This is a genomic window from Stutzerimonas sp. NM35, assembly GCF_054604355.1.
Genome location: NZ_CM137728.1, coordinates 1,802,052 through 1,826,002, shown reverse-complemented (window position 1 = coordinate 1,826,002; position 23,951 = coordinate 1,802,052). Strand labels below are relative to the sequence as shown.

The following is a 23,951-nucleotide window of genomic DNA, read 5'->3' as shown; positions in this document are numbered from 1 at the left end:
CTACAAGTAAAAGCGCCACTCTAGCTCTTGCTCTTAACTTGCAGCTTGTAGCTTGCGGCTTACAGCTGCTTAAGGTCTCACGTACCAGAAGTCCTGCCAGAAGCCGATGACCTTGCTGGGATAGCGGGTCTGGCCGAGGCTGCCGTTGTAGCGGGCGAGGGCGCGGTTGATGTCGCCTTTTTCGCGCTTGAGGTAGTAGCTGAGGATGGTGCAGCCATAGCGCAGGTTGGTCGCGTTGTCGGTGAGGTTGTCCTGCGGGCGACCGAGCTCGGCTTTCCAGAAGGGCATGACCTGCATCATGCCCTGCGCGCCCACGCTGGAGATGGCGAAGCGGTCGAAATGGCTTTCGGCATGGATCAGCGCCAGCACCAGTTCGGGTCTGAGCCCGGCCTTGCTGGCTTCCTGGTGCACCAGGCGCAGCAGGGACAGGCGTTCTTGGGCGTCGGGCAGATAGCGTTTGAGCCGGGCGGACATGTCCACCAGCCAGACTTCGGCCTCGAAGCGATCCTGAAAGCTGTCCGCCTCGGCGACGGTTTTCTGCAGCAGGTCGCGCAGTTCCGGCTCGGGCGCCTGGCGCAGATTCGCCGAGGTTGGCGGCACGAACGCCAGCCACAGCAACAGCAGGCAGGCGCGCAGCTTCATCGTTCTCAGTCGTCTTCGCCGAGGTCGCTGGCCTGGCGACCGGCGTCCTGCAGCAGGCTGCGCAGAAACTCCTGCTGCAGCTCGGGGTCATTGCGCGTCAGCTCCACCAGGCTCTGTTCGAGTTCGCTGGCTTCCTCTTCCAGCCCCAGCTCCGAGAGGCGCTTGACGCGATGCACCCACTGGCCCACATCGTCGCCTTCGAGGTCGTTGAAGATCAGCTCGTGGGCTTCGAGGAGCTTGCTGCGCAGGCTGCGGCTGACCAGCAGCGTGGCATCGGCGTGAGTGGCGTCCTGCGGGTCTTCGACCTGCAGTTGCAATTTGCCGATCAGGCTGATGTCCTGCTCGGCGAAGGGGCCGTCGAGCAGGTTCAGGCGCAGCAGGCCGTTGCGGTCGGTGCTCAATTCATGCGTCTCGGCGCCTGCCGTGACCAGCACCGGGCGTTCGGCCCAGGGCAGGCTGGAGTATTCCAGGCGTGCATCCCGGCGTTGTTCTTCCAGGCTGGCCAGGTTCTGTTGCGAGCGGCCATTGGATTCGACGTTGAGAAAGGGGTTGAGCCCTGCAAAGCCATAGTTGATCCAGCCGCGTGTGGCGCTTTCCGGCAGTTTGCCGAGCATCACCACGTTGAGCACGTTGGCGCCCACACCAGCGACTACGGCAACGGCGCCCAGGGGGATTTCGTAAAGCTTGCGCCATGCCTGGTACGGCGTATAGCGGTCGTAGCGGCGCGTTACCTCGAAGTCGGTGACTTCCCAGGTTTTCTGATCGAGAATGCGGATGCGCCGCTGCGGCAGCTCCAGCAGGGGTTCGCCTACCTCGATACGCAGGCTGTGATCGAGCAGCTTGCGCTCGGTGCGCGCCTCATGTTCGCTGCGTTGCGGCAGATGATTGGCGCAGCCGCCAAGCAGAAGCGCCACGCAAAGCGTGGCGCTGGTGGAAGCCAGAATACTTCGGTTGAGCATGATGTCCGTCAGCGATTGACACGCGAATTGATGAACTCAAGGATGTCGGCGACAGGAACGGCCTGGCTCTGGGCATCGCGACGATGCTTGTATTCCAGGGTGCCTTCAGCCAGCCCGCGATCACCGATGACAATGCGATGCGGGATGCCCACCAACTCCATATCCGCGAATTTGACGCCCGGACTGGTCTTCTTGTCACGGTCATCGAGCAGAACGTCGAAACCGGCGGCGGTGAGCTCGGCATAGAGCTTGTCGGTCGCTTCGCGAACCGCCTCGTTCTCGTACTTCATCGGCACCAGGGCGATCTGGAAGGGCGCCAGGGCCTCCGGCCAGAGAATGCCGCGCTCGTCGTAATTCTGCTCGATGGCGGCGGCGACCACGCGCGATACACCGATGCCGTAGCAACCCATGGTCAGGGTGACCGGCTTGCCGTTTTCACCCATCACGCTGCAGTTCATGGCCTCGCTGTACTTGGTGCCGAGCTGGAAGATATGCCCGACCTCGATGCCGCGCTTGATCACCAGAGTACCCTGGCCATCCGGGCTCGGATCTCCGGCCACCACGTTGCGCAGGTCGGCGATTTCCGGCAGCGGCAGGTCGCGCTCCCAGTTGAGGCCGAAATAGTGTTTGTCATCATTGTTGGCGCCAGCGGCGAAGTCGCTCATCAGCGCCACGGAACGGTCGATGACGCAATCGATCGGCAGGTTCAGCGGGCCGAGCGAACCCGGACCGGCACCGATGGCGGCGCGGATCTCGGCTTCGGAAGCGAACACCAGCGGGCTCGCTACCTGGGCCAGGTTCGCCGCCTTGATCTCGTTCAGCTCATGGTCGCCACGGACGATCAGCGCCACCAGCTGGCCTTCTTCCGCGCCGTGCACCACCAGGGTCTTGATGGTTTTTTCGATGGCGAGTTGGAACTGTTCGACCAGGTCGGCAATGGTGCGGGTGTCGGGTGTATCGACCAGGCGCAGCCCCTCGGTCGCGGCGCCGCGTTCGGATTCGCGTGGAATGGCCTCGGCCTTTTCGATATTGGCGGCATAGTCGGAGCTGTCGCTGAAGGCGATATCGTCTTCGCCGGATTCGGCCAGTACATGGAACTCATGGGAGCCGGTACCGCCGATGGAGCCGGTGTCGGCCTGCACCGGGCGGAAATTCAGGCCCAGGCGCGTGAAGATATTGCAGTAAGCCTGGTGCATGCGGTCGTAGGTTTCCTGCAGCGACGGCTGGTCGGCATGGAAGGAGTAGGCGTCCTTCATCAGGAACTCGCGCCCGCGCATCAGACCGAAGCGCGGGCGGATCTCGTCGCGGAACTTGGTCTGGATCTGGAAGAAGTTGATCGGCAGCTGCTTGTAGCTGTTGAGCTCGTTGCGGGCCAGATCGGTGATGACTTCCTCGTGGGTCGGGCCCACGCAGAAGGCGCGGTCATGGCGGTCGTTCAGGCGCAGCAGTTCCGGGCCGTACTGCTCCCAGCGACCGGACTCCTGCCACAGCTCCGCCGGCTGGATGGCGGGCATCAGCACTTCCAGGGCACCGGCCTTGTTCATCTCGTCACGCACGATGGCTTCGGCCTTGCGCAGCGCGCGCAGGCCCATCGGCATCCAGGTGTACAGGCCCGAAGCCAGCCTGCGGATCATTCCGGCACGCAACATCAGCTGGTGGCTGATGACCACTGCATCGGATGGAGTTTCTTTCAGGGTCGAAAGCAGGAACTGACTGGTGCGCATGAGGGCCGTGGTGTCCTTGCAAGAGCGAAAATTTGGCTGGGCATTGTACGGTGCGGGGAATGCGGCGTACAGAATGCGGGGCTGGATTGGAAAGCTTTGCCGAAACGAAAGAGCCCGGCTTTCGCCGGGCTCCATTTTGCTTCGAATAGCTGAGGCGCCTGGGTTACAGGATGCTCAGGGGGTATTCGATGAACAGACGCCACTCGTTCAGGTCGTTCCAGTATCCGTTGCTGGTACGCAGGATAGAGTTTCGTGCTCTCAGGCTCAGGTCCTTCGCTGCACCGCTCTGTACGGTGTAAGAAACCTGGTTGAAGATTTCCCTGTTGGTTCCTTCGCCAGTGCCGCCGTAGTACTCCATATCGATGTTGCTGCCGCGCAGATAAGCGGTTTTCCAGAACAGGCCCGGCACGCCATACCCGGTGAAGTCCAGCTCATAGCTGGCTTGCCAGGAACGCTCATCCTTGGCATTGAAGTCGGAAAGGAAGGAGTTGGCGACCCAGATCGCGCCGCCGCCGTCACCGTTGTCGTACAGGTAGCCAGTGTCACCCGAAACGCGCTGGTGAGCGACGATGAAAGCGTGTGATCCGACAGAATACTTGGCCGACAGGCTCCAGATGGTGTTGTCGTCCACGCTCTCGCCGGTCGCACCTGCGAAGCGCTGATCGATATCATCTGTTTTGTAATAGTTGAAGTCGAATGCCAGCGATTGATCATCGGACAGCGGCATGACGTAGTTGATGTTGGCGTACTTCTTGTCGTAGGTGTCTTCGACATCGGAGAAGTACAGAGAGGCGCTCAGGTTTTCATTGAAGGCATAGGTGCCGCCAAAAACGTCGAGGCTTTTCAGGCGACCATCATCGCGAGCAGGAGAGCCCATGGGGCTGTCTGCGGTGAAACGACCGGCATTCAGTTCCAGGCCTTCGATTTCGTTGCTGGTGACCAGGGTGCCGGTGAATGCTTGCGGAAGCAGGCGGGAATCATCGGATGCGATTACCGGTAGCCCCACGAACTGATTGCCATACTTGGCAGTGGTATTGGAGAGGCGAAGTTTGATGGCTGCTCCGGCTTCCGAAAGGTCATCTTCCCAGTTTTTCGGTTCGCCTGGGAACATATCGCCCTGGCCGCCATCAAGTTTTACACCCAACAGACCGTAAGCATCGATGCCTACGCCAATGGTGCCTTGAGTGAAGCCAGACTCAAAGGTAGCGATGAAGCCCTGACCCCAAGTATTGACGTCGTCGTTGCCGTCTTTATGGTCGCGATTCCAGTAGGTATTACGCAGCAACAGATCCAGCTTCGCATCTTCGACGAAGCCCTTGGATTCGGATTGCTGGCTGGCGAAAGCCATTTGGGAAGTGCCCGCGGCGACTGCCAGGGCGATTACGCTCCACTTCATCACGCTCATTGTGATTGCTCCTCGGTTTCAAACGGCTGCCTGCTTTCGAGAGAAAGAGACATCTTTTTTGCTATTCGATTTCGGTTCCTGTTGACCCGGCTGATTGCTGTCACGACAGAATCAGAAAAATATTTCCTGAAATTACTGTGTAGCCGGGGAAGCTCGTGACGGCAAGTGTAACCCGGCTCTTCTGCTTTTCTCCTGCCTGTTTTCAGCCTTTACTGACCTACAGCAATAATCATGCACAAAGTCTTAAAAGGTGATTTTGTGCCTCGCACGTGTTGCTGTCCATCCTCTGATCGCGCCAAAGCAGAGCGCTTTTGAGCCATCCGTGCGCTCGTCTGGTGCGAGCCGCTGTGGTGGCTGGTGGAGTATTCTTCACCCGACGATACGGCGCGGCACTCGATGTTGCGTCGATTCCCGACATGAGCAGGAGTGCGATTATGTTCGTTCTTGATTCGCGCCTGGAGCAGGACACTCTGCCGCTGGGTGATTTTCCGTTGTGCCGACTGCTGTTGATGAATGATTCCAGCTATCCCTGGTTCATCCTCGTGCCACGCCGCGAAGAGGTCAGTGAACTGTTTCAACTCGATGGTGCCGATCAGCAATCGCTATGGCGTGAAGCGACGGCGCTGGCCGAGACGCTGAAAGACACCTTCGGCGCCGACAAGATGAATGTTGCGACGCTTGGCAATATGGTCAGCCAGTTGCACATGCACGTCATCGCCCGCCGCCGGGACGATGCGGCCTGGCCGGCGCCCGTCTGGGGGCATCAGCCTGCGCGGCCCTACACTGACGAACAGGTTGAGGCCATCCGGCAGAAGCTCAGGCTTGTGTTGACCGATGATTTTCGTTTTGCGGAGTCATAAGATGGAGCTGGAGCGACGTATCGCCGATCTTGAAACGCGCCTGGCCTTCCAGGACGACACGATTCAGGCGCTGAACGATGTGCTGGTTGCCCAGCAGGCGGCTGTCGAGCGGCTGCAGGCACAATTGAAGATGCTGGCCAGGCGCCAGGAGGATATGCAGAGCGGGATCGGGATAGAGGGGGATGAGGCGCCTCCGCCGCATTACTGAGGTTTCGCGGCGGAGGTGACGAGGGGTCAGTGGTTGGTCTGCACTACGTCTTCGGCTTGCAATCCCTTGTCGCGCATCATGATGGTGAATTCCACGCGCTGGCCTTCAACCAGAATGCGGTGGCCATCGCCGCGAATGGCGCGAAAGTGGACGAATACATCGTCACCGCTGTCGCGTGAGATAAAGCCAAACCCCTTCGAAGTGTTGAACCATTTGACCGTCCCGGTCTCGCGACCGGCGGAAGGTGCGGCAGTGTTCATTGGGGCGCTTTTTGTACGTGCAGCCGTTACGGGAGCGTGGCGCACAGGCTGTACCTGGCCGGTCTGGGCGGTGGCCAGATGCAGTACGACGGCGATAAATGCCGGCAGCAGGCTGGCAAGCGTAGCAGGCTGGCCTGCAATGGCGGCTATCGGGGCCAGCAGCACCAGGGCCTGAATCACGACAGCTGCAATCAGCAATGCGGACACGGCAAGGATGATAGGACGGGTACGATTATTGCTGTCTGGTTGCGCAAACGAAGCGAACTGTGCGTTCAGCAGGCCCAGCAGCAGCAGGCAAAGCGCCTCGGGTTGTATAAGGGGTGACAAGCCGCTGGAAAGGCTGGGAACGAATGACAGCACAAGGGCGGCAACGCCCGTCAATACATGAACGATCTTAAGCATTGTTATGACTCACAGTTGAATAGCACGATGGAAAAAGCGGCAGGAACCGGGCGAAAGGAATGTGCAGACAGACGATAAATCGTTTGCCTGGCTTTGAGGTGCCCAGGCTGCGGCGCGGGCGTATTTAACAGTAAAGGGGAGCGCTGCTCAAATCGCGTGCCTGGTGGGGCGGGGTGGTTCCGGCGGGTGGGGTGGCAAGCCGTATCGTGATCGGGACATTGCCGGCAGGCTCTGGACAGTCGCTTGCGCAACTGTCCAGGATGAACGAGGCGATGCCTTGCCTCAGGCGGCCAGCAGGCTGCGCAGCATCCACGCTGTTTTTTCGTGAATCTGCATGCGTTGGGTCAGAAGGTCTGCAGTCGGCTCGTCGCTGACTTTTTCCAGCAAGGGGAAAATGCCGCGTGCGGTGCGCACGACCGCTTCCTGGCCTTCTACCAGTAGCTTGATCATTTCTTCGGCGGAGGGGACGCCTTCCTGCTCCTTGATCGAGGACAGCTTGGCGTATGCGGCATAGGTGCCGGGAGCCGGAAAGCCCAGGGCGCGAATGCGCTCGGCAATGTCATCCACGGCCAAGGCCAGTTCGGTGTACTGCGTCTCGAACATGGTGTGCAGGGTGTTGAACATCGGGCCTGTCACATTCCAGTGGAAGTTGTGTGTTTTCAGGTACAGCGTGTAGGTGTCCGCGAGCAGTCGGGACAAGCCTTCTGCGATGGCGGCGCGATCCTGTTCGCCAATACCGATGTCGATTTTCATGATTTTTCTCCTGATCGATGAAGTAGCTGTAGTTATGCCAGAAAACATGGCGTGCTGCATATGCGTGTGGCGAGTTCGTTCTTTGAAGTCGCCCGGGGGAATCGGTTTCATTTTCTTGCACATGCTCTCGACGAGGCTAGGGTGTCGCCAGCGGCTGCGTCGGAGCGATTATGTGGATATAATCTCGCGCTTGTGCCCGGCGACCCGCTTTCCTGTGGGCGACGCCAGCGCTTGATCACGATTGCCTGCATCAGTCCGTATAGCGAGTGATGCGGTTCGACAGGATGCTTGTGCGGTGTCCTGTGACCAGTCGCACCTTGCGCGACCCGATGAATTTCAAGATACGAGAAGCGAACCCCACCATGATGCGCAGCCACTATTGCGGCCAGTTGAACGAAAGCCTGGACGGCCAGGAAATCACTCTTTGCGGTTGGGTCCATCGCCGCCGCGACCACGGCGGGGTCATTTTCCTCGACGTGCGTGATCGCGAAGGCATGGCCCAGGTGGTGTTCGATCCCGACCGCGCCGAGACGTTCGCAGCGGCTGACCGGGTGCGCAGCGAGTATGTCGTGAAGATCACCGGCAAGGTCCGCCTGCGCCCGGAAGGCGCGCGCAACCCGAACATGGCCTCCGGCGCGATCGAAGTGCTGGGTTATGAGCTGGAGGTATTGAACGAGGCGGAGACCCCGCCGTTCCCGCTCAACGAATACAGCGACGTGGGCGAGGAAACTCGTCTGCGCTACCGCTTCATCGACCTGCGCCGCCCGGAAATGGCCGAGAAGCTCAAGTTGCGCTCCAGTATCACGACCAGCATCCGTCGTTATCTGGATGAAAACGGTTTCCTCGATGTCGAGACGCCGATCCTGACCCGCGCCACCCCTGAAGGCGCCCGCGATTACCTGGTGCCCAGCCGCACTCATCCCGGCAGCTTCTTTGCTCTGCCGCAGTCGCCTCAGCTGTTCAAGCAGTTGCTGATGGTGGCCGGCTTCGATCGCTACTACCAGATCGCCAAGTGCTTCCGCGACGAAGACCTGCGCGCCGACCGCCAGCCGGAATTCACCCAGATCGACATCGAGACCAGCTTCCTCGACGAATCCGACATCATCGGCATCACCGAAGGCATGGTGCGCAAGCTGTTCAAGGAAGTGCTGGGCGTCGAGTTCGGCGAGTTCCCGCACATGCCGTTCGAGGAAGCCATGCGTCGCTACGGCTCGGACAAGCCGGACCTGCGTATCCCGCTGGAGTTGGTCGATGTCGAAGACCAGCTCAAGGATGTCGAATTCAAGGTATTCGCCGGCCCGGCCAACGATCCCAAGTGCCGCGTTGCCGCGTTGCGCGTGCCGGGCGGGGCGAGCATGCCGCGCAAGCAGATCGACGACTACACCAAGTTCGTCGGCATCTATGGCGCGAAGGGTCTGGCCTACATCAAGGTCAACGAGCGCGCCAAGGGCGTCGAAGGTCTGCAGTCGCCGATCGTCAAGAACATCCCGGAAGCCAATCTCAATGCGATCCTCGATCGTGTGGGTGCGGTCGATGGAGACATCGTTTTCTTCGGCGCCGACAAGGCCAAGATCGTCTCCGAGGCGCTGGGTGCGCTGCGCATCAAGCTGGGGCATGACCTGAACCTGCTGACCTGCGAGTGGGCACCGATGTGGGTGGTGGACTTCCCGATGTTCGAGGAAAACGACGACGGTTCGCTGTCGGCGTTGCACCATCCCTTCACCGCGCCCAAGTGCTCCCCCGAGGAACTGGAAGCCAATCCGGGCGCCGCACTGTCGCGCGCCTACGACATGGTGCTCAACGGCACCGAGCTCGGTGGCGGCTCCATCCGTATTCATCGCAAGGACATGCAGCAGACCGTATTCCGCATCCTCGGCATCGACGAGGCGGAGCAGAACGAGAAGTTCGGCTTCCTGCTCGATGCATTGAAGTACGGTGCGCCGCCGCACGGTGGCCTGGCCTTCGGCCTGGACCGTCTGGTGATGCTGATGACCGGCGCGCAGTCGATCCGTGAAGTGATCGCCTTCCCGAAAACCCAGAGCGCGGCGGACGTCATGACCCAGGCGCCGGGTGCGGTGGACAGCAAGGCACTGCGCGAATTGCATATTCGCCTGCGCGAGCAGCCCAAAGCCGAATAACGGCAAAGCCGGAGCCCAGGGAAACCTGGGCTTCTGCGTTATACCAAGTAGAAAGTTGATCAAAGAGGGGGACAGTTATGGCTGGTCATTCCAAATGGGCCAACATCAAGCACCGCAAGGGGCGCCAGGACGCCAAGCGCGGCAAGATCTTCACCAAGATCATTCGTGAGCTGACCGTTGCCGCCAAGAGCGGCCCGATCCCGGCGGACAACCCGCGCCTGCGCCTGGCCGTGGACAAGGCGCTGGTCGCCAACATGTCGCGAGACGTGATCGACCGCGCCATCGCCCGCGGCGCCGGCAACAACGAGGCCGACAATGTCGTCGAGCTGAGCTATGAAGGTTACGCACCCAGCGGCGTGGCGATCATCGTCGAGGCCATGACCGACAACCGCAACCGCACTGCTGCCGAAGTGCGTCATGCCTTCAGCAAGCATGGCGGCAACCTGGGCACCGACGGCTCGGTCGCCTACATGTTCGACCGCAAGGGGCAGATCAGTTTTGCCGCGGGCGTTGACGAAGATGCGCTGATGGAAGCGGCATTGGAAGCGGGTGCCGATGATGTGGAAATGGGTGATGACGGCTCGGCGCTGGTCTCCACCAGCTTCGCCGATTTCCATGCCGTCAACGAGGCGCTGAGTGCTGCCGGCTTCAAGGGCGAGGAGGCGGAGATCGCGATGATTCCTTCGATTGCCGCACCGCTCGCCGATCTGGAAACCGCACAGAAGGTGCTGCGCCTGATCGACGCGCTGGAAGATCTGGACGACGTGCAGAATGTCTACCACAACGCCGAGATTCCGGACGAGATCGTGGAACAGCTGGATTGAGGCCTTAGGTGAGTCGAAACCGGAAGTACCTCGGTGCTTCCGGCTTTTTGTTGTCGCCGTGCAGTCTTCGGGTTCTGTAGGGCCGAATTCATTCGGTCATGGATTCGAGAAGGCCGAACAGGTTCGGCCCTGCGGGCTCCGTCGCGAGCGCGGAGTTATGTGGCTAGCCGCCGCGCCATGAGCTCCCTATACTTGCCGCTGGATAAATAGACAGTATGGCGGCGGCATGACGCTTATCCTCGGGATAGACCCAGGTTCACGAATTACTGGCTACGGCGTCGTCCGTGATACCGGTCGCAGCTGCGAATACGTGGCTTCCGGTTGCATTCGCACCGGCAGTGGCGAATTGCCCGAACGCCTGCGCGCGGTGTTCGTCGGCGTCAGTGAGGTGATTCGCTTGCATGGGCCGGTAACCATGGGCATCGAGCAGGTGTTCATGGCGCGCAACGCCGATTCCGCACTCAAGCTCGGCCAGGCCCGTGGTGCTGCGATTGTGGCTGCTGCAGAGCTGGGTCTGGAAATCGCCGAATACACCGCCACCCAGGTCAAGCAGGCGATTGCCGGAACTGGTGGCGCCGACAAGCAGCAGGTGCAGATGATGGTGATGCACCTGCTGAAGCTGGTGAAGAAGCCGCAGATCGATGCCTCCGACGCGCTGGCGATTGCCCTGTGTCATGCGCATCATCGGCAGAGCCTGATTCCGCACGGCCTGGCCGGCGCCAAGCGCAGAGGCGGTCGCTTGCGTTTGTAAAAGCGAGCATGCAGGTCATTCGGGCCGCTCGATCGGTCAAGAGAGGAAGCGATACTGTGATTGGACGTTTGCGTGGCACCCTGGCGGAGAAACAGCCGCCGCATCTGATACTGGATGTAAATGGCGTCGGCTATGAAGTCGAAGTGCCGATGACGACGCTTTACCGTCTGCCGGCGCTTGGCGAGCCGGTGACGCTGCACACCCACCTGGTTGTGCGTGAAGATGCGCAACTGCTCTACGGCTTTTCCGAAAAGCGCGACCGCGAGCTGTTTCGCGAGCTGATCCGCCTCAATGGCGTCGGACCCAAGCTGGCGCTGGCACTGATGTCCGGACTCGAAGTGGACGAACTGGTGCGCTGCGTTCAGGCGCAGGACACGTCCGTGCTGGTGAAGATTCCGGGTGTCGGCAAGAAGACAGCCGAACGCCTGTTGGTCGAACTCAAGGATCGCTTCAAGGCCTGGGAAAGCATGCCGTCCATTGCTCCTCTGGTAATGGAACCCCGTGCGAGTATGGCAGTCTCAAGCGCCGAGAATGATGCGGTCAGTGCGCTGATTTCCCTCGGTTTCAAGCCACAAGAAGCCAGCCGTGCCGTATCCGCCGTACAGGAAGACGATTTGAGCAGTGAAGATCTGATTCGCCGTGCCCTCAAGGGAATGGTGTAAGCCCATGATTGAAGCTGATCGTCTGATTACCGCCACCGGTCGTGATCGCGAAGAACAGTTCGACCGCGCCATTCGTCCGCTGAGCCTGGCCGAATATATTGGCCAACCGGTCGTACGCGAGCAGATGGATCTGTTCATCCGCGCCGCGCGTGGGCGCAGTGAAGCGCTGGATCACACCCTGATCTTCGGTCCTCCCGGTCTGGGCAAGACCACGCTGGCCAACATCATCGCTCAGGAAATGGGCGTCTCGATCAAGAGCACTTCCGGTCCGGTGCTGGAGCGGCCTGGTGATCTTGCCGCGCTGCTGACCAACCTGGAGGAAGGCGATGTGCTCTTCGTCGATGAGATTCATCGACTTTCGCCCATCGTCGAGGAGGTGCTGTATCCGGCGATGGAGGATTTTCAGCTGGACATCATGATCGGCGAAGGTCCGGCGGCGCGCTCGATCAAGCTCGACCTGCCGCCCTTCACCCTCGTCGGTGCCACTACCCGAGCGGGCATGCTGACCAATCCGTTGCGTGATCGCTTCGGCATCGTGCAGCGCCTCGAGTTCTATTCCACAGCTGATCTGGCAACCATCGTCAGTCGTTCCGCCGGCATTCTCGGCCTGCCCATCGAGAGCGAGGGCGCATTCGAGATCGCCCGCCGTGCGCGGGGTACGCCACGTATCGCCAATCGCCTGTTGCGACGGGTGCGCGATTTTGCCGAAGTGCGGGGCAATGGCGAGATTACCAGAGCCACCGCCGATCTTGCCTTGAACATGCTCGATGTCGACGAGAGGGGCCTGGACCACCAGGATCGGCGGCTGCTGCTGACATTGATCGAGAAGTTCGACGGTGGGCCGGTCGGTATTGACAGTCTTGCCGCGGCAATCAGCGAGGAGCGACATACCATCGAGGATGTGCTTGAGCCTTACCTGATCCAGCAGGGCTACGTCATGCGCACACCACGCGGGCGTGTGGTCACCCGTCATGCCTATCTGCACTTCGGCCTGAACCTGCCCAAACGCCTGGGCGATTCGCCAGTAGCGGACCTCTTCGACGGCGACACAATGTGATGAAAATATTCTTGTTTCAGCCAATTGGAATTTGCAGTGTCTGGCACTAGTATGCGCGCGGAATCACCTGTTCGGCCGTTCACTCATCGTTGTCGCGTCTATTACGAAGATACCGATGCGGGCGGCATCGTTTATTACGTCAACTACCTCAAGTTCATGGAGCGGGCCCGTACCGAGCGGTTGCGCAGCCTGGGTTTTGCCCAGTCGCAGCTGGCGGGCGAAGACCTGCTGTTCGTCGTGCACTCCAGCGAGGCGCGTTATCACGCACCGGCGCGGTTGGACGATGAATTACTGGTGACTGCCGAGGTAGTCGAGATAAAGCGCGCAAGCCTGCGTTTCAGGCAGCAGGTGAGGCGTGCCAAGGATGATCTGCTGCTCTGCGAAGGGCAGTTTCTGGTGGCCTGTGTACGCGCCGAGAGTTTGAAACCCCGCCCCATTCCCGAAGCGCTGCGGTCAGCCTTCGCCGGGTCGGGTCTACCCCCTGCAGGAGAGTAAGCGTGGAACCCAACGTCGATCATATGTCCATGTGGAGCCTGATCAGCAATGCCAGCTTTGTGGTTCAGCTGGTCATGCTGATCCTGGTGGCGGCCTCGGTGATGTCCTGGATCATCATCTTCCAGCGCGGCAATATGCTGCGTGCCGCCAAGCGCTCGCTGGATACCTTCGAGGAGCGTTTCTGGTCGGGTATCGACTTGTCCAAGCTGTATCGCCAGTCCGGCAGCAACCCGGACCCGGATTCGGGCGTCGAGCAGATCTTCCGTGCCGGTTTCAAGGAGTTTTCCCGTCTGCGTCAGCAGCCGGGCGTCGATCCCGATGCGGTGATGGATGCGGTGAACCGGGCCATGCGCGTCGCCATCTCCCGTGAAGAGGAAAAACTCGAGCAAAGCCTGCCGTTCCTTGCGACCGTTGGCTCCACCAGCCCCTATATCGGCCTGTTCGGCACGGTCTGGGGCATCATGAACTCCTTCCGCGGTTTGGCCCAGGTACAACAGGCGACGCTGGCCACCGTCGCGCCGGGTATCGCTGAAGCGCTGATCGCCACGGCAATCGGCCTGTTCGCGGCGATTCCGGCGGTCATCGCCTACAACCGCTTCTCGGCGCGTGGCGAGCTGCTCATCGGTCGTTACTACACCTTTGCCGACGAGTTCCAGGCGATTCTCCATCGCAAAGTCCACACCACCGAAGATTGAGGCCCCCAGGCCATGGCCAGAATTCGCAATAGACGCAAGCCGGTCGCCGAGATGAACGTGGTGCCCTACATCGACGTGATGCTGGTGCTGCTGGTGATTTTCATGGTGACCGCGCCGATGCTCAATCAGGGCGTCAAGGTCGATCTGCCGCAGGTCAGCAGTGAGGTGTTGCCGCAGGATAACGATGCCCAGGTACTGACCATTTCGATCAAGGCCGACAAGACCTACTTCTGGAACATGGGGACGGAGGTCGACACCGAAACGGTGCAGGACCAGGCGCTGACGCTGGAGGAGATGACCCGGGCGGTCACGGCGATCATGAACCAGAATCGCAGTCAGGGTAAGCAGGTGCAGGTGTTCGTGCGTGGCGACAAGGCTGTGGACTATGGATCGGTCATGTCCGCCATGGGCGGGCTGCAGGAAGCGGGTGTCGGTAACGTCGGCCTGATCACCGAGGCACCTTGATGCGCCAGTCTGATCGTTCGCGCTCGGAGAGCTATTACTGGCCCACGATTCTCGCGGTGGGCCTGCACGTCATCATTTTCGGTACGTTGTTCGTCAGCTTCGCCATGACGCCTGAGCTGCCGCCGTCCAAGCCGATCGTTCAGGCGACTTTGTATCAGCTCAAGTCGCAGAGTCAGGCGACGACCCAGACCAACCAGAAAATCGCTGGCGAAGCACAGAAGACCTCTGCCAAACAGTACGAAGCCGAGCAGATGGAGCAGCGCAAGGTCGAGCAGCAGAAGCAGGCGGCTGCCAGGGCTGCGGAACAAAAGAAGGCCGAGGATGCTCGAAAGGCCGAAGCGGCCAAGGCTGACGCGGCAAAGAAGGCCGCCGATGCGAAAAAGGCCGAAGAAGCCAGGAAAATAGCTGAACAGAAAAAACAGGCGGAAGTCGCCAGGAAAGCGGCTGATGAGGCGGCGAAGAAGAAAGCCGCCGAAGAAGCGAAAAAGAAAGCCGCTGCCGAGGCCGCCAAGAAAAAAGCAGCTGAAGAGGCGAAGAAAAAGGCGGCGGCTGCCGAAGCTGCGAAGAAAAAAGCCGCGGCTGATGCTGCACGCAAGGCGGCGGAAGATAAAAAAGCCCAGGCGCTGGCTGAATTGTTGTCGGAAGATACCCAGCGACAGCAGGCCTTGGCCGATACCCAGGGCGATCAGGTGGCTGGCGACTTCGATGACCTGATCCGTATGCGTGCGGCAGAAAACTGGACCCGGCCACCCTCTGCGCGCAACAACATGTCGGTATCGCTGCGGGTCAATATGCTGCCGGATGGCACCATCACGGCTGTGAGCGTTTCCCGCTCGAGTGGTGATGCACCATTCGACAATTCCGCAGTGGCTGCGGTAAAGAATATCGGTCGGCTGACCGAGATGCAGGGATTGTCTGCACAGGATTTTCAGCCGTACCGCTCGTTCATGATGACATTTACGCCTGAGGATCTTGCGTTGTGATCAATTACCTTCGAGGTTTTATCGTCCTTTCCCTGCTGGTAATGGGCAGTGCCGTTGCCCAGGAAAAGAACATTGTGGTCACCAGCGGTACCGATCGTGCCATTCCCATCGCCGTCGTGCCCTTTGGCTGGCAGGGCGGCAGTGTGCTGCCGGACGACATGGCTGAGATCATCGGTAATGACATGCGCAACACCGGCGTATTCGAGCCCATTCCCAAGCAGAACATGATCAGCCTGCCGACCCGTGGCAGTGAAATCATCTTTCGTGACTGGAAAGCACTGGGTGCACAGTACGTGATGGTGGGCAATATCGAGCCATCGGCCGGCAAGCTGCAGATTCGCTATGAAGTCTTCAACGTCACCACCGAGCAGCAGGTCATGAACGGTACGGTGGGTGGCAGCCAGGATCAAATCCGCGACATGGCGCATTTTGCGGCGGACCAGGCCTTCGAGAAGCTCACCGGAATCAAGGGTGCGTTTTCAACGCGGCTGCTCTATGTCACCGCCGAACGCCTCGGCAGCGCCAATACCCGCTATACACTCCAGCGTTCCGATTATGACGGTGCGCGGGCCGTGACGCTGCTGCAATCGCGTGAGCCGATCCTGTCGCCGCGCTACTCGCCGGATGGCCGTCGCATCGCTTATGTGTCGTTCGAGCAGAAGCGCCCGCGCATCTTTATCCAGCACATCGATACCGGTCGCCGTGAGCAGGTCACCAATTTCGAGGGGCTCAATGGCGCGCCGGCATTTTCGCCTGATGGCAACCGTCTGGCGTTTGTGCTGTCCAAGGACGGCAACCCGGAAGTCTACGTGATGGACCTCAATTCGCGTCAGCTGCAGCGGCTGACCAATCATTACGCCATCGATACGGAGCCTTTCTGGGGAGCCGATGGACAGACCATCTATTTCACTTCCGATCGCGCCGGCAAGCCGCAGATATACAAGCAGCGTCTGGGTAGCAACAACGCCGAGCGGGTGACCTTCGTAGGCAACTACAACGCGAATCCCAAGCTTTCGGCAGATGAAAAGACGCTGGTGATGATCCATCGCCAGGAGGGCTATACCAATTTCAAGGTGGCGGCACAGGACCTGCAGCGCGGCAATTTGCGACTACTCTCTGACACAAGTTTAGATGAGTCGCCCACTGTTGCGCCTAATGGCACCATGCTAATCTATGCGACCCGCCAGCAGGGCCGGGGAGTCTTGATGCTCGTATCAATCAATGGTCGAGTTAGGCTCCCGCTTCCTACTGCTCAAGGCGAAGTCCGTGAGCCATCGTGGTCCCCTTACCTGAACTGATGCGGTATCAACGCTTAACCTAACCAATAAACACACCTGGGGTTGTTACACATGGAAATGCTGAAATTCGGTAAGTTTGCTGCTCTGGCACTGGCTATGGCCGTAGCTGTTGGTTGTTCGTCCAAAGGCGGCGATGACTCCGGCGAAGGCTCTGCCATCGATCCGAACGCCGGTTATGGCGCTGATAGCGGTGCCGTTGACGGCAGCATGAGCGAAGAAGCTGCTCTGCGCGCCATCACCACCTTCTACTTCGAGTACGACAGCTCCGACCTGAAGCCGGAAGCCATGCGCGCTCTGGACGTTCACGCCAAGGATCTGCAGTCCGCTGGCAACCGTGTCGTTCTGGAAGGTCACACCGACGAGCGTGGCACCCGCGAGTACAACATGGCTCTGGGCGAGCGTCGTTCCAAGGCCGTTCAGCGCTACCTGGTTCTGCAGGGCGTGTCTCCTGCACAGCTGGAACTGGTTTCCTACGGTGAGGAGCGTCCGGTTGCCATGGGCAACGACGAGCAGTCCTGGGCTCAGAACCGTCGCGTAGAACTGCGCAAGTAATAAGCCATGCTCAAGTACCGTCATGCTCTGATGCTTCTCGCGCTTGGGCTGCCGCTTGCCGCGGTGGCTCAGGTCCCGATCGTGGAATATGACTCGCGCAGCGGAAATGCTGCGCCTGAGTCGGGATATTCTGCGGGCTCGGATACTGGCGGTGCCTATGCCGGAGGCGGAGCGGTTGCTCCGTCCTCGGCACAGGGCATGCTCTTCGTCCAATTGCAGCAGATGCAGGAAGAAATCGCGCAACTGCGTGGCATGCTCGAAGTGCAGCAGAATGATATCCAGCGCCTGCAACAGGAAGGGCTGGAGCGTTACCAGGATCTGGATCGTCGCTTGTCGCAAGGTGCGTCAGGTAGCCAGGCCAGTCAGAATTCTTCAACCGTTGGCGCCAATAACGCCGGTGGAGCCGCCCAGGCACCCGCAGGTGCTCCGGCGCAAGGGACGGCGAGTGCCGATCCGGAAAAGGAAAAGCTGTATTACGATGCCGCCTTCGATCTGATCAAGGCCAAGGATTTCGACAAGGCCAGTCAGGCCTTTGCTGCGTTTTTGCGCAGGTATCCCGAGAGCGTTTATGCCGGTAATGCCCAGTACTGGCTGGGCGAGGTGAATCTTGCCAAGGGTGATCTGCAGGCTGCCGGCCAGGCTTTTGCCAAGGTCAGCCAGGCCTATCCGCAGCACAGCAAGGTACCGGATTCGCTGTACAAGCTTGCCGATGTCGAATTGCGTCTGGGTAATCGTGACAGGGCTCACGGGATTTTCCGTCAGGTCATCGCCGACTACCCCAGCAGTTCGGCTGCACAGCTGGCCCAGCGTCAATTGAATCGATAGGCAATCAATGGCACGGCTGACAAAACCCGCCTGACAGCGGGTTTTTTCGTTAGAATCGCTGCCTCTAATTCCCGCAACGGAGGCGGACGGCCTGTTTAGCCGTTACGCCCGTGGCTGATATGCACCATACCCTGCGAATATCCGAGATTTTTTACTCGCTGCAGGGCGAGACGCGTACCAGTGGCCTGCCCACGGTATTTGTCCGCCTGACCGGCTGTCCCCTGCGTTGCCAGTATTGTGATACCGCCTATGCCTTCACTGGCGGCGAGATCATGACGCTCGAAGCGATTCTGCAGCGCGTTGCATCCTTCAATCCCCGCTACATCTGCGTCACAGGCGGCGAGCCACTTGCCCAGCCGGGCTGTGTGCCGTTGCTGCGGCAGCTGTGTGATGCCGGTTATGAGGTGTCGCTCGAAACCAGCGGTGCGCTGGATATTTCCGCTGTCGATGAGCGCGTGAGTCGGGTCGTCGATCTGAAGACGCCAGGCTCGGCTGAAATGGGGCGCAATCTCTACGAGAACATCCGCTGGCTGACTCCCAACGACCAGGTGAAATTCGTCATCTGTTCACGGGAGGATTATGACTGGGCAGTATCCAAGCTGATCGAGTACCGGCTGGATGCGCGTGCAGGTGAAGTGCTGTTCTCGCCCAGTCACGGCCAGGTCGATGCACGAGCACTGGCTGACTGGATCGTCAGCGACAACCTCCCGGTGCGCCTGCAACTCCAGTTGCACAAGATTCTCTGGAACGATGCTCCCGGGCACTGATCACTCGGCATCCATCGTCGATGGCATTTGTGAAGGTAATTGCAATGACTGATAAGAAAGCCGTAATCCTGCTCTCGGGCGGGCTCGATTCCGCGACCGTGGTCGCAATGGCCAAGACGCAGGGCTATGCCTGCTACAGCATGAGTTTCGATTATGGCCAGAGGCATCGTGCAGAGCTGCATGCTGCCGAACGGGTTGCCCGGCAGTTGGGTGTGGTCGAGCACAAGGTGATCGGCATGAACCTCAACGGCATTGGTGGCTCGGCACTCACCGACAGCAGTATGGATGTGCCTGAGGAGCTGGCTGACGGCATTCCTGTGACTTATGTGCCTGCTCGCAACACTCTGTTCCTTTCCCTGGCGCTGGGCTGGGCTGAAGTGCTGGGTGCGCGAGACATCTTCATTGGCGTGAATGCTGTCGATTATTCGGGTTATCCCGATTGTCGTCCGGAGTTCGTCGAGGCCTTCGAGCGACTGGCCAATCTTGCGACCAAGGCTGGCGTCGAGGGGCAGGGGTTCACCATTCGCGCGCCTCTGCAGAATCTCAGCAAGGCGCAGATCATCCAGGAAGGTGTCCGCCTGGGTGTCGATTACGCGATGACGGTGTCCTGCTATCAGGCCGATGACATGGGGCGCGCATGTGGCAAATGCGACAGCTGTCGCCTGCGCGCGGCTGGCTTCGAGGCAGCAGGTATCGAGGACCCGACTCGATATCACTGATTTTTTTCAAAAAAACTTTGATTTACTCAATCAAATCAGTATCATGCGCTCCGCATCGGGTCGTTAGCTCAGTTGGTAGAGCAGTTGGCTTTTAACCAATTGGTCGTAGGTTCGAGTCCCACACGACCCACCATATTCTCCTTGTGAGATGCGAAGCCGGATACCGCAAGGTATCCGGCTTTTTTAATGCCTCTGGTTTTCTCAGGGGTATCGGTTTGTCATACGCTGGCAGCTTGCAGGCGCCGACAAAACGCTGATGGAATCGCCTCGCTTTCCCTTTTGTGAATGCTTCGGCTAGTATTCCTGCCCCTTTGACCGGCCAGAGCACGCAAGCCTGCGCGTGGCGCTTGCTTACCGTGTTCTGCCCAGGGTCGACTTCATCGCTCGGGTTATACTCGGCACTTCATGCAATAACGTGCTTGCAGGACCTGTGAACATGACGGACATCCCCGAACGCATTCTGGTGCAGGCTCATCTGGCGGCCAGGCAGGCTGTACCGTTGACGCCCGAACAGGAAGCGCACTTGTGTAACGAGATCACCGCTGAGCTGAAACGGCAGAATGCGGTCCTCGTGGCGCATTACTACACCGATCCGGTGGTTCAGGCGCTGGCCGAGCAGACCGGAGGCTGCGTCTCCGACTCGCTGGAAATGGCACGCTTCGGCAATGAGCATCCGGCGCAAACCGTGGTGGTTGCTGGTGTCAAGTTCATGGGCGAAACCGCGAAGATCCTCAACCCGGAAAAGCGCGTGCTGATGCCGACGCTGGAGGCGACCTGTTCGTTGGATCTCGGCTGTCCGGTCGAAGAGTTCTCGGCGTTCTGCGATCAGCACCCCGAGCGCACGGTGGTGGTGTATGCCAATACCTCGGCTGCGGTGAAGGCGAGGGCAGACTGGGTCGTTACTTCCAGTTGTGCGCTGGAAATCGTCGAGAGCCTGATGGATAACGGCGAGACGATCATCTGGGCGCCGGACAAGCATCTGGGCAGTTATGTGCAGCGCGAAACCGGTGTGGACATGCTGCTCTGGGATGGCGCCTGTATCGTCCATGAAGAGTTCAAGGCGAAACAGCTCGAAGACATGAAGGCGCTTTACCCCGAGGCGGCCGTGCTGGTGCATCCCGAGTCGCCGGAAGCGGTGATTGCCCTGGCCGATGCGGTCGGTTCCACCAGCCAGTTGATCAAGGCGGCGCAAACCCTGCCCAACTCGACCTTCATCGTCGCTACCGACCGCGGCATCTTCTACAAGATGCAGCAGCTGTGCCCGGAAAAGAGCTTTATCGAGGCGCCTACAGCCGGCAGCGGCGCCACCTGCCGCAGTTGTGCGCATTGCCCCTGGATGGCGATGAATACCCTTGAGCGCATCCTGCAGAGCCTGCGTACGGGCAGCAATGAAATACTCGTTGATCCCGTGTTGATTCCGCGAGCGGTCAAACCGCTCAAGCGCATGCTGGATTTCACCAGGGCAGCGCGCCTCAAGCAGGCTGGCAACGCCTGATGCCACCCACGAAGCCCATGCTGCGCGGGTGAGCAATCAGCGTAGCATGTCTTCGATCATGCGCTTTTCATCGGCCAGTTGTTGCTGGCGCGCGTCGATACGGGCGGATGTCTGGAAGGTGCTGGAGCGACGTTTGGCGAAGTCCAGCTGCTCGATGGCCTGGGTGTAGTCGCCAACCAGTGCGAAGAACTCTGCACGGGCCTGGTGCAGGCCGAGGATGTTGCCGGTCAGGCCGCGAACTTCCGATACCTGATACCAGACGTCAGGATCCCTGGGGCGTGCTTCGACCAGCCTGTCCAACTCGTGTTCTGCCCCCTGCAAAAGGCCCTGCTTGATCAGCAAGTCGATGTGCGTCTGACGCACTGGGTAGCTGCCGGGATAGAGTTCGAGTAACTGCTTGGTTCGTTTCTGCGCTTCGCCCATGCGGTTGGCGGTGATGTCGAGCTCGACCTGTGCCAGGTTGTAGGTGATTTCGTTGGGTGCTTTCAGCAGCAGAGGCTGCAGAGTGGCTGCAGCCTCCTGGAGCTGAGCGCTCCTGATCTGCGCCAATGCCAGGCCATAGCGGGCGGAATCCAGGCCTTCATTTTCGCTGAGCATGGCGCGAAAACGCTTGGCGCTGAGGCCGGGCGTGCTCTCGAACTGCAAGTCCACGCGCGCGCGCATCAGTTGATAACGCAAGCTGTCCTGCACGCCGCCCTGAGGGTACTGCTCGGCCCGGTTGCGGGTGTCGGCGATACGCGATTCGCTGACCGGGTGGGTCAGCAGGAATTCCGGCGGTTTCTGATCGTAGCGATACTGGCGCATCAAGCGACCGAACATCTCCGGCATCGCACGCGGGTCATAGCCGGCGCGTTCCAGATTGAGAAGACCGATACGGTCGGCTTCCTGTTCGTTCTGACGGGAAAAGCGTCGTTGCGCCTGGATGGCGGCAGCCTGGGTCGAGACGATGGCGGCGATACCTGCATCGCCAGCACCGGCGGCTGCGGCCACCACCCCGGCGAGCATGGCTGCCATCAACGGCAGTTGCATGCGTTTCTGCGCTTCCAGGCCGCGTGCGAAGTGGCGTTGGGAAAGGTGCGCCAGTTCGTGCGCCATCACGGAAGCATATTCGGCCTCGGTCTGGGCATGAATGAACAGCCCGCCATTGACCCCGATAATCCCGCCAGGGGCTGCGAATGCGTTCAGCTGAGGGCTTTTCAGCAGCACGAACTCCAGGCGTCGATCCTGCAATTGGCTGGTTTCGGCCAGACGGTAGACGCTGCGCTCCAGATAGTCCTTGAGCAGGGGATCGGACAGCTGTGGAACCTGCCCGCGCAACAGGCTGAGCCAGGCGCGCCCCAGCTGGTATTCCTGCTCCGGCGAGACGATCCCCGAGCTGGAGTCGCCCAGGGAAGGCAGGTCGTTGGCCATTGCCGGCTGCCCGATCAGAACGGCCAGTGTCAGCAGGGTAGGGCGCAGCAGTTTCATCCGGACGGGCTCATCGATTCGGGGGATCGCTACTGTAGCCTTGTGCTCGGGTGGCTGGCCAGAGCTGCTTGCGGCTCGGTATCCTGCAGTCCTTTCGAGGAGATGATCAATGACTGAACAGGACGCTTGCGTCACGACTCATGACGCCGAGCTGGACGCCAGCGGGCTTGCCTGTCCGATGCCGTTGCTCAAGGCCAAGCTGGCGCTCAACGGGCTGACCAGCGGCCAGGTGCTGAAGGTGACGGCGACCGATCCGGGCTCGCAACGGGATTTTCGCAGCTTCGCCAGGCTTGCAGGTCATGCGTTGCTGCATGAAGAAATGGAAGAGGGTGTTTATCGCTACTGGCTGCGCAAGACCTGACGGGGGCGCCGGCAAGAGAGACAGGGCCGGATTTTTCCGGCCCGTCGTTCGTTATTGCGGGTTCAGTGCCTGGGCGGCCTGCAATACGGCTTCGACATGGCCTGGGACCTTCACGCCGCGCCATTGCTGGCGAAGAATGCCTGCGCTGTCGATGAGGAAGGTGCTGCGGTCAACGCCCATGTATTTCTTGCCGTACAGCTTCTTCAGCTTGATGACGTCGAACAGCTGGCAGAGCTGCTCGTCCTTGTCGGAAATGAGTTCGAAGGGGAACCCCTGCTTGGCCTTGAAGTTCTCGTGGGTTCTCAGGCTGTCGCGTGAAACGCCGAATACCAGCGTGTTGGCCGCTGCGAATGCTTCGTGCAGATCACGAAAGCCCTGGCCTTCGGTGGTGCAACCCGGCGTGTTGTCCTTGGGGTAGAAGTAAAGCACCACCTGCTTGCCCTGCAGCGCTTCGAGGTTGATCAGCTGGCCGCTGGTAGCCTGGGCCTGGAAAGCGGGTAGCGGTTGGTCGATCTCGACGGACATGATGGTTTCCTCTTTTATGGGTTCTGCGGGCGCCAGGGTTCGATCAGGGCATCCAGATTCAACGCATCGGCGAAGTCGAGGAACTGGTCGCGCAGCCAGCTGATCTGCGTACCGGCCGGCAGGGTGACGGTCAGCGTGGCGTTGAGCATGGTGCCGCCGGTTTGTGGCGCCTGATAGGTGTCACAGGTCAGGCTTTCCAGCTCGACACGATGGTCGATGAAGAACTGGCACAGCTCATTGAGAATGTCCGGACGGTAGACAGAGCTGACGTAAGCCACGTATGGCAGTGCCTGGGGACGGACTTCCAGCGCTTCGCTGCGTACCACGTGGGTGGTGAAGTCATGCTTTTTCGCCAGACCCGGCAGTGCCGTTTCCATGCGTGCGAGGGCGTCCCAGGTCCCGGTGATCTCCAGTACCAGCGCGCAGTATTCGCCATGCCGGGTCAGTCGGGTGTTGACTACGGCGCAGCGATTCTCGTTGCTGGCCCTGCAGAGCACGTTGGTGAGCTCCATTGGGCTGCGGCCCATGGCGCTGATGACGAGAAACTGTTCACGGGGTACGGGAGGGGTGGACATGCAGCATTCCTGGCGGTAATGAATCGGGCGGCCAGCCAAGCCGAAAACGAGCAAGAGTAGCGAAAAGCGCCGCCAGAGGGAAAT

27 protein-coding genes and 1 tRNA gene are annotated in these 23,951 nt (G+C 60.1%); 19 read left to right on the top strand and 9 right to left on the bottom strand.

Annotated features, from left to right (window positions below):
• Positions 1-69: 69 nt before the first annotated feature.
• The 4 genes from ACYCFC_RS08590 to ACYCFC_RS08575 all read right to left on the bottom strand — a co-directional run bounded on the left by ACYCFC_RS08590 (position 70) and on the right by ACYCFC_RS08575 (position 4,730).
• Positions 70-642, bottom strand: a complete 573-nt coding sequence (locus ACYCFC_RS08590) for a transglycosylase SLT domain-containing protein (RefSeq protein ID WP_459653679.1) — start codon at positions 640-642, stop codon at positions 70-72.
• 5 nt (positions 643-647) lie between these two features.
• Complete coding sequence (locus tag ACYCFC_RS08585; protein WP_459653678.1) at positions 648-1,601, bottom strand: hypothetical protein; 954 nt, start codon at positions 1,599-1,601, stop codon at positions 648-650.
• 8 nt (positions 1,602-1,609) lie between these two features.
• The gene (locus ACYCFC_RS08580; protein WP_459653677.1) at positions 1,610-3,325 is read right to left on the bottom strand and encodes a proline--tRNA ligase; all 1,716 of its coding nucleotides are present in this window, start codon (positions 3,323-3,325) and stop codon (positions 1,610-1,612) included.
• Between the two features lie 163 nt (positions 3,326-3,488).
• Complete coding sequence (locus tag ACYCFC_RS08575) at positions 3,489-4,730, bottom strand: OprD family porin (protein WP_459653676.1); 1,242 nt, start codon at positions 4,728-4,730, stop codon at positions 3,489-3,491.
• Positions 4,731-5,164: 434 nt separating this feature from the next.
• Here ACYCFC_RS08575 and ACYCFC_RS08570 point away from each other — a divergent pair, with 434 nt between their 5' ends.
• Together ACYCFC_RS08570 and ACYCFC_RS08565 are read left to right on the top strand one after the other, a co-directional pair.
• Positions 5,165-5,590 (top strand): HIT family protein, encoded by a 426-nt coding sequence (locus ACYCFC_RS08570; protein WP_459653675.1) that lies wholly within the window; start codon positions 5,165-5,167, stop codon positions 5,588-5,590.
• Between the two features lies 1 nt (position 5,591).
• Entirely contained in the window at positions 5,592-5,798 is a 207-nt protein-coding gene (locus ACYCFC_RS08565; protein ID WP_181082665.1) for a SlyX family protein, read from the top strand.
• Between the two features lie 26 nt (positions 5,799-5,824).
• On the opposite strand, the gene ACYCFC_RS08560 is transcribed toward ACYCFC_RS08565, so the two are convergent.
• On the bottom strand, positions 5,825-6,460 hold the full coding sequence (locus ACYCFC_RS08560; protein ID WP_459653674.1) for a cold-shock protein: 636 nt from the start codon (positions 6,458-6,460) through the stop codon (positions 5,825-5,827).
• A 282-nt stretch (positions 6,461-6,742) separates the two neighbouring features.
• Positions 6,743-7,213 carry a Dps family protein gene (locus ACYCFC_RS08555; protein WP_181082667.1) on the bottom strand — a complete coding sequence of 157 codons (471 nt, stop codon included), beginning with the start codon at positions 7,211-7,213 and terminating at the stop codon, positions 6,743-6,745.
• A gap of 362 nt (positions 7,214-7,575) precedes the next feature.
• Here ACYCFC_RS08555 and aspS point away from each other — a divergent pair, with 362 nt between their 5' ends.
• The 16 genes from aspS (at position 7,576) to nadA (ending at position 20,939) form a co-directional block, all read left to right on the top strand.
• Positions 7,576-9,351: an aspartate--tRNA ligase gene (gene aspS / locus ACYCFC_RS08550; RefSeq protein WP_125864625.1), complete on the top strand. Its 1,776-nt coding sequence runs from the start codon at positions 7,576-7,578 to the stop codon at positions 9,349-9,351.
• A gap of 77 nt (positions 9,352-9,428) precedes the next feature.
• Positions 9,429-10,175, top strand: coding sequence for a YebC/PmpR family DNA-binding transcriptional regulator (locus ACYCFC_RS08545; RefSeq protein WP_181082668.1), 747 nt, complete (start codon positions 9,429-9,431; stop codon positions 10,173-10,175).
• Between the two features lie 226 nt (positions 10,176-10,401).
• Positions 10,402-10,926 (top strand): crossover junction endodeoxyribonuclease RuvC, encoded by a 525-nt coding sequence (gene ruvC, locus ACYCFC_RS08540; RefSeq protein WP_181082669.1) that lies wholly within the window; start codon positions 10,402-10,404, stop codon positions 10,924-10,926.
• A 56-nt stretch (positions 10,927-10,982) separates the two neighbouring features.
• On the top strand, positions 10,983-11,588 hold the full coding sequence (gene ruvA, locus ACYCFC_RS08535) for a Holliday junction branch migration protein RuvA (protein ID WP_181082670.1): 606 nt from the start codon (positions 10,983-10,985) through the stop codon (positions 11,586-11,588).
• Between the two features lie 4 nt (positions 11,589-11,592).
• Positions 11,593-12,645 carry a Holliday junction branch migration DNA helicase RuvB gene (gene ruvB / locus ACYCFC_RS08530; protein ID WP_181082671.1) on the top strand — a complete coding sequence of 351 codons (1,053 nt, stop codon included), beginning with the start codon at positions 11,593-11,595 and terminating at the stop codon, positions 12,643-12,645.
• Between the two features lie 51 nt (positions 12,646-12,696).
• The gene (gene ybgC, locus ACYCFC_RS08525) at positions 12,697-13,140 is read left to right on the top strand and encodes a tol-pal system-associated acyl-CoA thioesterase (RefSeq protein WP_459653970.1); all 444 of its coding nucleotides are present in this window, start codon (positions 12,697-12,699) and stop codon (positions 13,138-13,140) included.
• Positions 13,141-13,142: 2 nt separating this feature from the next.
• A complete protein-coding gene (tolQ, locus tag ACYCFC_RS08520) occupies positions 13,143-13,835 on the top strand; it encodes a protein TolQ (protein ID WP_181082672.1) in 693 nt (230 codons plus the stop codon).
• A gap of 12 nt (positions 13,836-13,847) precedes the next feature.
• Positions 13,848-14,300, top strand: a complete 453-nt coding sequence (gene tolR, locus ACYCFC_RS08515) for a protein TolR (RefSeq protein WP_181082673.1) — start codon at positions 13,848-13,850, stop codon at positions 14,298-14,300.
• Positions 14,300-15,283 carry a cell envelope integrity protein TolA gene (tolA, locus tag ACYCFC_RS08510; protein ID WP_459653673.1) on the top strand — a complete coding sequence of 328 codons (984 nt, stop codon included), beginning with the start codon at positions 14,300-14,302 and terminating at the stop codon, positions 15,281-15,283. The genes tolR and tolA overlap by 1 nt, the downstream gene beginning before the upstream one ends.
• Entirely contained in the window at positions 15,280-16,581 is a 1,302-nt protein-coding gene (gene tolB, locus ACYCFC_RS08505) for a Tol-Pal system beta propeller repeat protein TolB (protein WP_181082675.1), read from the top strand. Before tolA ends, tolB begins: the two co-directional genes overlap by 4 nt.
• Before the next feature lie 51 nt (positions 16,582-16,632).
• On the top strand, positions 16,633-17,133 hold the full coding sequence (pal, locus tag ACYCFC_RS08500; RefSeq protein ID WP_181082676.1) for a peptidoglycan-associated lipoprotein Pal: 501 nt from the start codon (positions 16,633-16,635) through the stop codon (positions 17,131-17,133).
• 6 nt (positions 17,134-17,139) lie between these two features.
• Complete coding sequence (gene ybgF, locus ACYCFC_RS08495) at positions 17,140-17,958, top strand: tol-pal system protein YbgF (RefSeq protein WP_459653672.1); 819 nt, start codon at positions 17,140-17,142, stop codon at positions 17,956-17,958.
• A gap of 119 nt (positions 17,959-18,077) precedes the next feature.
• Positions 18,078-18,725: a 7-carboxy-7-deazaguanine synthase QueE gene (queE, locus tag ACYCFC_RS08490; protein ID WP_181082678.1), complete on the top strand. Its 648-nt coding sequence runs from the start codon at positions 18,078-18,080 to the stop codon at positions 18,723-18,725.
• 44 nt (positions 18,726-18,769) lie between these two features.
• Positions 18,770-19,444, top strand: coding sequence for a 7-cyano-7-deazaguanine synthase QueC (queC, locus tag ACYCFC_RS08485; protein WP_459653671.1), 675 nt, complete (start codon positions 18,770-18,772; stop codon positions 19,442-19,444).
• 57 nt (positions 19,445-19,501) lie between these two features.
• Positions 19,502-19,577: transfer RNA gene (locus tag ACYCFC_RS08480), tRNA-Lys, on the top strand.
• Between the two features lie 303 nt (positions 19,578-19,880).
• Positions 19,881-20,939 carry a quinolinate synthase NadA gene (gene nadA, locus ACYCFC_RS08475; RefSeq protein ID WP_181082680.1) on the top strand — a complete coding sequence of 353 codons (1,059 nt, stop codon included), beginning with the start codon at positions 19,881-19,883 and terminating at the stop codon, positions 20,937-20,939.
• A gap of 36 nt (positions 20,940-20,975) precedes the next feature.
• Here the strand turns inward: nadA and ACYCFC_RS08470 are convergent, their stop codons facing one another.
• Positions 20,976-22,406, bottom strand: a complete 1,431-nt coding sequence (locus tag ACYCFC_RS08470) for a M48 family metalloprotease (protein ID WP_459653670.1) — start codon at positions 22,404-22,406, stop codon at positions 20,976-20,978.
• 109 nt (positions 22,407-22,515) lie between these two features.
• Between ACYCFC_RS08470 and ACYCFC_RS08465 the strand changes: the two genes are divergently transcribed.
• Positions 22,516-22,767, top strand: a complete 252-nt coding sequence (locus tag ACYCFC_RS08465) for a sulfurtransferase TusA family protein (protein ID WP_459653669.1) — start codon at positions 22,516-22,518, stop codon at positions 22,765-22,767.
• 51 nt (positions 22,768-22,818) lie between these two features.
• On the opposite strand, the gene ACYCFC_RS08460 is transcribed toward ACYCFC_RS08465, so the two are convergent.
• Both ACYCFC_RS08460 and ACYCFC_RS08455 read right to left on the bottom strand, forming a co-directional pair.
• The gene (locus tag ACYCFC_RS08460) at positions 22,819-23,292 is read right to left on the bottom strand and encodes a peroxiredoxin (protein ID WP_459653668.1); all 474 of its coding nucleotides are present in this window, start codon (positions 23,290-23,292) and stop codon (positions 22,819-22,821) included.
• Between the two features lie 14 nt (positions 23,293-23,306).
• Positions 23,307-23,867: a glycine cleavage system transcriptional repressor gene (locus ACYCFC_RS08455; protein WP_459653667.1), complete on the bottom strand. Its 561-nt coding sequence runs from the start codon at positions 23,865-23,867 to the stop codon at positions 23,307-23,309.
• Between the last annotated feature and the right edge of the window lie 84 nt (positions 23,868-23,951).